The following is a 9,148-nucleotide window of genomic DNA, read 5'->3' as shown; positions in this document are numbered from 1 at the left end:
AAGGCGTCGGCGACGCACTCACCGAGCACGGCGACGGGGGCGGCGCCGGGAGTTCCGCCGGCGGAAGGGACTGGCGCGGGCATTGCGGACCTCACGGATTCGGGCTCGGGGGGCGGTCGGCCGGTCCCTCGGTCGGTGATCGGAGGAGGGGCGCGGTGCGCCGCCAGGCCGGGGGCGGCTGCTGGAGTCCAGCAGCCGTCAGTGGCCCTGTCAACGAGGGCGTTCCGCATGCGGGCTTGATACGGGCACCGGCGGGCGTGTGCCGGGCACGGGCAGTGCGTACGGTGCGGCGGGCCGTCCCCGGCGCCCGTGCCGGAGGCGTCCGGTATGTATCGTCCCGTCGCAGACACCACCCCGGCGGAAAGGGACATCGCAGTGCCACGTGAGCAGGGCCGGGACCCCGGCGGCCACCGGTCGCGCCGCGGACCGGGCACCGGCGGTGGCTCCGGCGACCGCCGTGACCGAGGCGGCCGCCGTGACCGAGGCGGCCGGGGCGGACCGCGCGGCGAGACCCGTGGTCCGCACGGACACCATGAGGCCCACGAGACCCACGGGGAGAGGCCTCCGCGCACCGGAGGCGCACCGCGCGGCGAGCTGCAGGAGCAGCTCGCCCGTCTCGAAGGCGCCCCTTACGGCCGCTACAAGGGCCTCGTCGGCACGTGGGAGCTGCCCGGTGCGGGGACGACCGGCGAGACCTTCCAGCTCGTACGCGGCCAGGCCGATCCGTTCGCACCTCCCGCACGTGCTGCGGTGCGGGTGCCCGCGGAGCGCGCCGGCTTCCCTCCGGAGCTGTGGAGCACGCCCGTGCGGCGTCGGGCCCTCGCCGGCTTCCTCGCCCGCCGAGCGGCCGAAGTCGCGGGCGGCGAGCGGTCGTTGAGGATCGACGGGGGCGGCCAGGAGGTACTGGAACGCGGTTCGTGCCAGGTCTCGGCGGACGACGGCGGCGTCACGCTCCGGTTCGGTCTCGCGCTCCCCGGCAGGGGCCGCCGTATCGACGCACGGGCCGCGGAGCGGCTGATGTGCCGCTCGGTGCCGGAGATCGCCTCACGGGCGCTGCGGTACGCGTCGCTGGACGCCGGAGCCCTGCGGCGGTTCGTCGAGACCGTCGAGGACTCCGTCGCCCTGCGGGACGCACTGCCCGGCCTCGGCCTGGTCGCCTTCGTGGCCGACGGCTCGGTGCTGCCCCGTGGCAGCGGCGTGGACGACCGTCCGGCGACGGGCGAGGGAGTCGTGCCGTTCTCCTCACCCGAGGGCCTGCGGACGACGGTCGAGCTGCCGAACGCCGGCGCCGTCTCCGGGATGGGGCTGCGGGAGGGAGTGAGCCTGATCGTCGGCGGTGGCTTCCACGGCAAGTCGACGCTGCTGCGCGCCCTGGAGACGGGCATCTGGGACCACGTGCCGGGCGACGGTCGTGAACTCGCCGTCTCACGCCCCGAGACGGTGAAGCTGCGCGCCGAGGACGGGCGGCGCGTCGAGCGGGTCGACGTGCACGCGTTCGTGGGCCATCTCCCCGACGGCTCGGACACCACCGACTTCTCCACCGGCAACGCCTCCGGCTCCACCTCCCAGGCGGCGTCACTGTGCGAGGCCGTGGAGGCCGGTGCTCGCGTGCTGCTCATCGACGAGGACACGGCCGCGACCAATCTGATGATCCGCGACGCCCGCATGCAGTCCCTCGTGGCCAAGGAGCGCGAGCCGCTGACACCGCTCGTGGACTCCGTACGCTCGCTCCACCGCGACCACGGCGTCTCGACGGTGCTGGTCATGGGCGGCTCCGGCGACTATCTGGAGGTCGCCGACCGGGTGTTGATGATGGACGCCTACCGGCCGTCCGACGTCACGGAACGCGCCCGCGAGGTCGCTTCCGTACCAGCGGGGCGGCACGCCGAGGCGGAGTCCTTCCCTCCCGTGGTGCACCGGGTCCCCGACCCGTCGTCGCTGGAGTCCGAGTCACGGGGGCGCACGCGCATCCGCTCGCGCGGCGAGGACGCGCTGACGTTCGGCGAGCACGAGGTCGACCTGCGCTCCGTGGAGCAGATCGCCGACTCCCGTCAGGTGGCGGGCATCGGCCTCGCACTCGAACTGATGGTCCGGCGCGGGTACGTGGACGGCACCCGTACGCTCGCGGAGGCCCTGGATCTGCTCGACGCCGATCTGGAGGACGCGGGGGCGGAGGCGCTGCTGGCGGTGCGCGACGAGGACTTCGCGGTGCCGCGCCGTTTCGAGACGGCGGCGGCACTCAACCGCGTACGTGGTCTGCGCGTCACCAGGGCCGGGAGCCGGACACCGGCGAGCACGGGGAGCACGGCGAGAACGGCGAGCACCGGAGGAACGGGGAGCACGGGTTGAGCGAGAGCACCACGCGGACCGTCACCACATGGTTCCTGGAGCAGACGGACCCCGGGGATCTGCGAGGCGTCCCCGCCCCCGGCCAGGAAGCGGACGAGGACGGGCCCTCCGGTCTGCGGATCGCACGGGCCGAGGTGCACAGCCCCGCCTTCAGCCGCTTCCTCTACAGCGAGGTGGGCGCGGACGTGGAGTGGGCCGACCGGCTGCCGTGGACGCGCGAGCAGTGGCGCGAGTGGCTGGAGCGACCGGGCGTGGAGACGTGGGTCGCCTATCAGCACGGCACGCCCGCCGGTTACATCGAGCTGGACGGGGCGACCAGGGACACCTCGGGGCGCGGTGCCCGCCCGGGCACGACGGTGGAGATCAGCTACTTCGGACTCCTGCCCGGCTTCCGGGGGCTCGGAATCGGCGGCCGGCTGCTCGCGTACGGCGCCCGCCGCGCATGGGATCTGGACGAACGGTGGAGCGGTCGGCTGCCGACGGCGAGGGTTTGGCTGCACACGTGCAGCAAGGACGGTCCGTACGCCCTGCGCAACTACCAGCGCCGGGGCTTCCGCATCTTCGCGAAGGAAGTCGCCAGGGAACCGGCCGCGGAACCGGCCACCGAAACGGCCGAAGAAGCCGCCGCGCAGGCGTCCCCGGAGGGAACGGGGAGCGCCGGCCCGGCACCGCGTACGCCCGGGCCGCGCTCTTCCCCGATGTGACCGCTCCCACATCGTCCCATTATCCGGGACAGACTTGTCCACATCCTGGATATTGGTGGACTGCCGGTTCGGCACCGTGCGACGCTTCCGTCATGTCTCGCGCTGGAATCGCCTTGGTGAGTCGACGCCACGTCGACTTCGGCCGCATGTCCAGCGCCATCTGTCGCGCGGGCTGACAGTCCCAGCACCACCGACCCAAGAGCCGCCCTCACTGTCGCGGGCATGAGCTCTTCCCGGCTGAACCGCAGCGGCCGACCCTGCCCTCCGCGCGTACGAGCATGCGCCACGTACCGACGGAAGCGGGCTGCGCCGCGCGCGCCCGCCCCTGCTGACCTGCACCGTCTCTGACGACCGGCTGTGTCCGGCTGCCCGGCCGCCCGGCCGTGACGCCGCCCGACGGACACCTGAAGGACCCCGAAGGACAACTGCCATGGCCGACACCTCCAAGCGTCCCGCTTCCGCACCGAGCCGCCGCAAGGCCGGACGCCACCGCGGCGAGGGACAGTGGGCCGCTGGTCACTTCACTCCGCTCAACGGCAACGAGCAGACCAAGAAGGACGATGACGGTCTCAATGTGCGGACACGCATTGAGACGATCTATGCACACCGCGGATTCGACTCGATCGACGGCGCCGACCTGCGCGGCCGTATGCGCTGGTGGGGCCTGTACACCCAGCGCCGGCCCGGCATCAGCGGCGGCAAGACGGCCGTGCTGGAACCGGAGGAGCTGGACGACGAGTACTTCATGCTCCGCGTGCGCATCGACGGCGGGCAGCTGACGACGCAGCAACTGCGCACCGTCGGCGAGATCTCGCAGGACTTCGCCCGCGGCACCGCCGACATCACCGACCGGCAGAACATCCAGTTCCACTGGATCCGCATCGAGGACATGCCGGAGATCTGGCGCCGCCTGGAGGGCGTCGGCCTCTCCACGACAGAGGCGTGCGGCGACACCCCGCGCGTCATCATGGGCTCACCCGTCGCCGGCATCGCCGCGGACGAGATCATCGACGGCACTCCCGCCATCGACGAGATCCACCGCCGGGTAATCGGCAACCCCGCATATTCGAACCTGCCGCGGAAGTTCAAGACCGCGGTCTCGGGCTCGCCGCTGCTCGACGTCGCGCACGAGATCAACGACGTCGCGTTCGTCGGCGTCGAACACCCCGAACTCGGCCCCGGCTTCGACGTGTGGGTCGGCGGCGGCCTGTCGACCAACCCAAAGCTGGGCGTGCGGCTCGGCGCGTGGGTGCCCATCGAGGACGTCGCGGACGTGCACGAGGGCATCGTCTCCGTCTTCCGCGACTACGGGTACCGGCGGCTGCGCACGCGCGCCCGCATCAAGTTCCTCGTCGCCGACTGGGGCGCGGAGAAGTTCCGTCAGGTGCTGGAGGACGAGTACCTGCTGCGCAGGATGGCCGACGGCCCCGCGCCGGAGGCGCCCGTCCAGCAGTGGCGCGACCACATCGGCGTGCACGAACAGCGCGACGGCAACCACTACGTGGGCTTCGCGCCGCGCGTCGGACGCATCGACGGAGGCACGCTCGCCAAGATCGCGGACCTCGCAGAGTCGCACGGCTCGGGCCGCGTCCGTACCACCGCCGAACAGAAGATGATCGTCCTCGATGTCGCCGGGGACCAGGTGGAATCCCTGACGGAGGGGCTGGAGGCGCTCGACCTCACCGCCCGGCCGTCGGTCTTCCGCCGCGGCACCATGGCCTGCACCGGCATCGAGTTCTGCAAGCTGGCCATCGTCGAGACGAAGGCGCGCGGTTCCTCGCTCATCGACGAACTGGAGCAGCGCCTCCCCCACTTCGACGAGCCGGTCACCATCAACCTCAACGGCTGCCCCAACTCCTGCGCCCGCATCCAGGTCGCCGACATCGGGCTCAAGGGCCAGCTCGTCACCGACGCCGACGGCGAGCAGGTCGAGGGCTACCAGGTGCATCTGGGCGGTTCGCTGGGCATGGAGCCGGGCTTCGGCCGCAAGGTGCGCGGGCTGAAGGTCACCGCCGCGGAACTGCCCGACTACATCGAGCGCGTGCTGCTGAACTTCAAGGAGCAGCGCGAGGACGGCGAACGCTTCGCCCAGTGGGCGGCACGCGCGGAAGAGGGTGCGCTGAAGTGAGCGAGCCTCGAACAGTGACGAGGGAAGCCGACGCGTCAGAGCGCGCCGCGGCTGAGCGCGCCGAGGCTGAGCGGGAGGCACAGTGAGCGAGCGCGCGGCACCGTTCTACTGCCCGTACTGCGGCGACGAGGACCTGCGCCCCTCCGAGGAGGGCGCCGGCGCCTGGGAATGCGCCGCGTGCAACAGGGCGTTCAAGATCTCGTTCCTCGGGCTGCTGGCCAGGGGCCTGCAGCGCGGGGACGACGGAACGGCCCCGGAAGGGAGTCCGGACTCATGACCACCGCTGCCCAGCAGCACTCCGCGGCACAGCTGCGGCGGCTCGCGGAAGAGGCGGGCCGGGACCTGGAGGACGCACCGGCGCTGGAGATACTGAGCTGGGCCGCCGGCACCTTCGGCGACCGCTTCTGCGTCACCTCGTCCATGGAGGACGCGGTGGTGGCGCATCTCGCCTCCCGCGTCGCCCCGGGCGTCCACGTCGTCTTCCTCGACACCGGCTACCACTTCCCCGAGACGATCGGCACGCGTGACGCCGTCGCCGCCGTCATGGACGTCGAAGTGATCACGCTGACGCCGCGGCAGAGCGTCGCCGAACAGGACGCCGAGCACGGCCCGAAGCTGCACGACCGCAACCCCGACCTGTGCTGCGCGATGCGGAAGGTGGCGCCTCTGGAGGAGGGCCTGCGGGCCTACGACGCCTGGGCGACGGGCCTTCGCCGCGACGAGTCGCCGACACGGGCGGACACACCCGTCGTCGGCTGGGACGAGCGCCGCGAGAAGGTCAAGATCTCGCCGATAGCCCGCTGGAATCAGGCAGATGTCGACGCCTATGTGGCGGAGCACGGCGTGCTGACCAATCCTCTGCTCTCCGACGGTTACGCCTCGGTGGGATGCGCCCCGTGCACCCGGCGCGTTATCGAGGGTGAGGACGCCCGCGCCGGACGCTGGTCCGGGCGGGGCAAGAGCGAGTGCGGTATCCACCTGTGAACGGGGACACGGATGTGAACTCGGACACCGGCACGGTGAACTCCGCGGCTGGGAGCGGGAGATGAGTGAGGCGACTGCGCAGGAGCAGGCCCTTGGGACCGGAGCCACGGTGTGGCTCACGGGCCTGCCGAGCGCGGGCAAGACGACGATCGCGACGGCGCTGGCGGAACAACTCGCCGCGCGGGGCCGCCGGGTGGAGGTGCTGGACGGCGACGAGATCCGCACGTTCCTCTCCGCCGGGCTCGGCTTCTCCCGCGCGGACCGCGACCTGAACGTGCAGCGCATCGGCTTCGTGGCCGAGCTGCTCGCCTCGCACGGCGTGACCGTCCTCGTACCGGTGATCGCTCCGTACGCGGACAGCCGCGCCGCCGTGCGCAAGCGCCACCAGGCCGCGGGCACCGGCTACTTGGAGGTGCACGTCGCCACTCCGGTGGAGGTGTGCTCACAGCGCGATGTGAAGGGACTGTACGCACGTCAGGCGTCCGGGGAGATCTCCGGACTGACGGGCGTGGACGACCCGTACGAGGCCCCCGAGGAGCCGGATCTGCGGATCGAGGCGCACCGGCAGGGCGTTGAGGAATCCGCTGCGGCGCTGAGCGCGCTGCTGAGTGAGAGGGGACTGCTGTGAGGACGGCTGTCACGGCGCTGGAGGAGCGGGACAACCCTTATGCGCTCTCGCACCTGGACGCGCTGGAGTCGGAGGGTGTGCACATCTTCCGTGAGGTGGCAGGTGAGTTCGAGCGCCCGGTGATTCTCTTCTCCGGCGGCAAGGACTCCATCGTCATGCTGCATCTGGCGCTCAAGGCCTTCGCGCCGGCGCCGGTGCCGTTCACGCTGCTGCACGTGGACACCGGGCACAACTTCCCCGAGGTGCTGGAGTACCGCGACCGCGTGGTGGCGCAGCACGGGCTGCGCCTGCACGTGGCGGAGGTGCAGGAGTTCATCGACCGCGGTGAGCTGAAGGAGCGCCCCGACGGGACCCGTAATCCGCTGCAGACCGTGCCGCTGCTGAACGCGATCGAGAAGGAGAGCTTCGACGCGGTCTTCGGCGGCGGCCGGCGCGACGAGGAGAAGGCCCGGGCCAAGGAGCGGGTCTTCTCCCTCAGGGACGAGTTCGGCGGCTGGGACCCGCGGCGTCAGCGGCCGGAGCTGTGGCAGCTCTACAACGGGCGGCACGCACCCGGCGAACACGTACGCGTCTTCCCGCTGTCGAACTGGACCGAGCTGGACGTGTGGCAGTACATCGCCCGGGAGAAGATCGAACTGCCCGCCATCTACTACGCGCACGAGCGCACCGTCTTCTCCCGTACCGGCATGTGGCTGGCCCCCGGCGAGTGGGGCGGCCCGCGCCAGGACGAGCGGGTCGAGCGGCGCAAGGTGCGCTACCGCACTGTCGGAGACATGTCCTGCACGGGCGCGGTCGACTCCGACGCGGACAGCATCGAGAAGGTCATCTCCGAGATCGCCGCCTCCCGGCTGACGGAGCGCGGGGCGACCCGGGCCGACGACAAGCTCTCCGAGGCCGCCATGGAGGACCGCAAGCGCGAGGGGTACTTCTGATCATGGACACTCCCGCCACGCCCGCCGGCCACCCCGCCGCGGACGCCGCGCTCGGGGCGACCTCGCTGCTGCGCTTCGCGACGGCGGGCTCCGTCGACGACGGCAAGTCCACGCTGGTGGGACGGCTGCTGCACGACTCCAAGTCGGTGCTCGCCGACCAGCTGGAGGCCGTGGAGTCCGCCTCCCGCAACCGCGGACAGGACACCCCCGACCTGGCGCTGCTGACGGACGGGCTGCGCGCCGAACGTGAGCAGGGCATCACCATCGATGTGGCGTACCGCTACTTCGCCACGCCTCGGCGGCGGTTCATCCTTGCCGACACACCGGGCCATGTGCAGTACACCCGGAACATGGTCACGGGCGCCTCGACCGCCGAGCTCGCCGTCGTCCTCGTCGACGCCCGCAACGGCGTCGTCGAGCAGACACGCCGGCACGCCGCCGTGGCAGCGCTGCTGCGCGTCCCGCACGTCGTCCTGGCCGTCAACAAGATGGACCTCGTCGACTACGACGAGGACGTCTTCGCCGCCATCGCCGAGGAGTTCACCCGCTACGCCGCTTCCCTCGGTGTCCCGGAGATCACCGCCGTCCCCATCTCCGCACTCGTCGGCGACAACGTCGTGACGCCGTCCGCGCACATGGACTGGTACGGCGGGCCGACCGTGCTGGAACACCTGGAAACCGTCGCGGTCACCGACGACCCGGCTGACGATCCGGCACGCTTCCCCGTCCAGTACGTCATCCGGCCGCAGACACCCGAACACCCCGACTACCGGGGCTACGCGGGGCAGATCGCCTCCGGCCTGCTGCGCACCGGGCAGCATGTGACGGTCCTGCCCTCCGGCCGTACGTCCACGATCGAGGGCCTGGACGTGCTGGGCCAGTCCGTGGACGTCGCCTGGGCCCCGCAGTCGGTGACGGTGCTCCTCGCGGACGACCTCGACATCTCACGCGGCGACATGATCGTGCCGTCCGACGCCTCCGTCACCCCCAGCCAGGACCTCACCGCGACGGTGTGCCACCTGCACGACACCCCGCTCACGCCCGGCGCCCGGGTGCTGCTGAAGCACACCACCCGCACGGTCAAGGCCATCGTGAAGGAGATCCCCTCCCGTTTGACGCTGGACGACCTCTCCCAGCACCCGGAGCCGGGCCGTCTCGTCGCCAACGACATCGGCCGCGTGGTGCTGCGCACCTCCGAGCCGCTGCCCGTCGACGCCTACGCCGACTCCCGCCGCACCGGCTCCTTCGTGCTCGTCGACCCGGCGGACGGCTCCACCCTGAGCGCCGGTATGGCGGGCCACGCCTTCGCCGACGCCGTACGGGAGACCGCGGAGGCCGAAGGGCTGAGCGTGGCGGACGACGACGGCTGGGACTTCTGAGGCCGCAGCACCGGCCACGGGAACACCGGAAGCACTGACCGACT

8 protein-coding genes are annotated in these 9,148 nt (G+C 71.6%); all 8 read left to right on the top strand.

Annotation, left to right across the window (positions count from 1 at the left end):
- The first annotated feature begins 375 nt into the window (after positions 1 to 375).
- The 8 genes from AN215_RS28235 to AN215_RS28200 all read left to right on the top strand — a co-directional run bounded on the left by AN215_RS28235 (position 376) and on the right by AN215_RS28200 (position 9,104).
- A complete protein-coding gene (locus AN215_RS28235) occupies positions 376 to 2,349 on the top strand; it encodes an ABC-ATPase domain-containing protein (RefSeq protein WP_245694753.1) in 1,974 nt (657 codons plus the stop codon).
- On the top strand, positions 2,346 to 3,053 hold the full coding sequence (locus AN215_RS28230; RefSeq protein ID WP_070010402.1) for a GNAT family N-acetyltransferase: 708 nt from the start codon (positions 2,346 to 2,348) through the stop codon (positions 3,051 to 3,053). The genes AN215_RS28235 and AN215_RS28230 overlap by 4 nt, the downstream gene beginning before the upstream one ends.
- A gap of 430 nt (positions 3,054 to 3,483) precedes the next feature.
- On the top strand, positions 3,484 to 5,181 hold the full coding sequence (locus AN215_RS28225; protein ID WP_070010403.1) for a nitrite/sulfite reductase: 1,698 nt from the start codon (positions 3,484 to 3,486) through the stop codon (positions 5,179 to 5,181).
- Between the two features lie 82 nt (positions 5,182 to 5,263).
- Entirely contained in the window at positions 5,264 to 5,458 is a 195-nt protein-coding gene (locus AN215_RS28220; protein WP_070010404.1) for a hypothetical protein, read from the top strand.
- Positions 5,455 to 6,165 (top strand): phosphoadenylyl-sulfate reductase, encoded by a 711-nt coding sequence (locus AN215_RS28215; RefSeq protein WP_070010405.1) that lies wholly within the window; start codon positions 5,455 to 5,457, stop codon positions 6,163 to 6,165. Before AN215_RS28220 ends, AN215_RS28215 begins: the two co-directional genes overlap by 4 nt.
- A gap of 61 nt (positions 6,166 to 6,226) precedes the next feature.
- Positions 6,227 to 6,793 carry an adenylyl-sulfate kinase gene (gene cysC / locus AN215_RS28210; protein ID WP_070010406.1) on the top strand — a complete coding sequence of 189 codons (567 nt, stop codon included), beginning with the start codon at positions 6,227 to 6,229 and terminating at the stop codon, positions 6,791 to 6,793.
- The gene (gene cysD / locus AN215_RS28205; protein WP_070010407.1) at positions 6,790 to 7,725 is read left to right on the top strand and encodes a sulfate adenylyltransferase subunit CysD; all 936 of its coding nucleotides are present in this window, start codon (positions 6,790 to 6,792) and stop codon (positions 7,723 to 7,725) included. Before cysC ends, cysD begins: the two co-directional genes overlap by 4 nt.
- A gap of 2 nt (positions 7,726 to 7,727) precedes the next feature.
- Positions 7,728 to 9,104 (top strand): sulfate adenylyltransferase subunit 1, encoded by a 1,377-nt coding sequence (locus tag AN215_RS28200; RefSeq protein ID WP_070010408.1) that lies wholly within the window; start codon positions 7,728 to 7,730, stop codon positions 9,102 to 9,104.
- Positions 9,105 to 9,148 lie beyond the last annotated feature (44 nt).

The sequence above is a fragment of the Streptomyces abyssalis genome, assembly GCF_001751365.1.
Lineage (GTDB): Bacteria > Actinomycetota > Actinomycetes > Streptomycetales > Streptomycetaceae > Streptomyces > Streptomyces abyssalis.
This window is presented reverse-complemented; position numbering and strand designations above follow the sequence as displayed.

Bases quoted from the DNA above. Each gene is read 5' to 3' on its own strand.
- AN215_RS28200 (WP_070010408.1), top strand. From the start codon at position 7,728: ATGGACACTCCCGCCACGCCCGCCGGCCACCCCGCCGCGGACGCCGCG.
- AN215_RS28225 (WP_070010403.1), top strand. From the start codon at position 3,484: ATGGCCGACACCTCCAAGCGTCCCGCTTCCGCACCGAGCCGCCGCAAG.
- AN215_RS28215 (WP_070010405.1), top strand. From the start codon at position 5,455: ATGACCACCGCTGCCCAGCAGCACTCCGCGGCACAGCTGCGGCGGCTC.
- cysC (WP_070010406.1), top strand. From the start codon at position 6,227: ATGAGTGAGGCGACTGCGCAGGAGCAGGCCCTTGGGACCGGAGCCACG.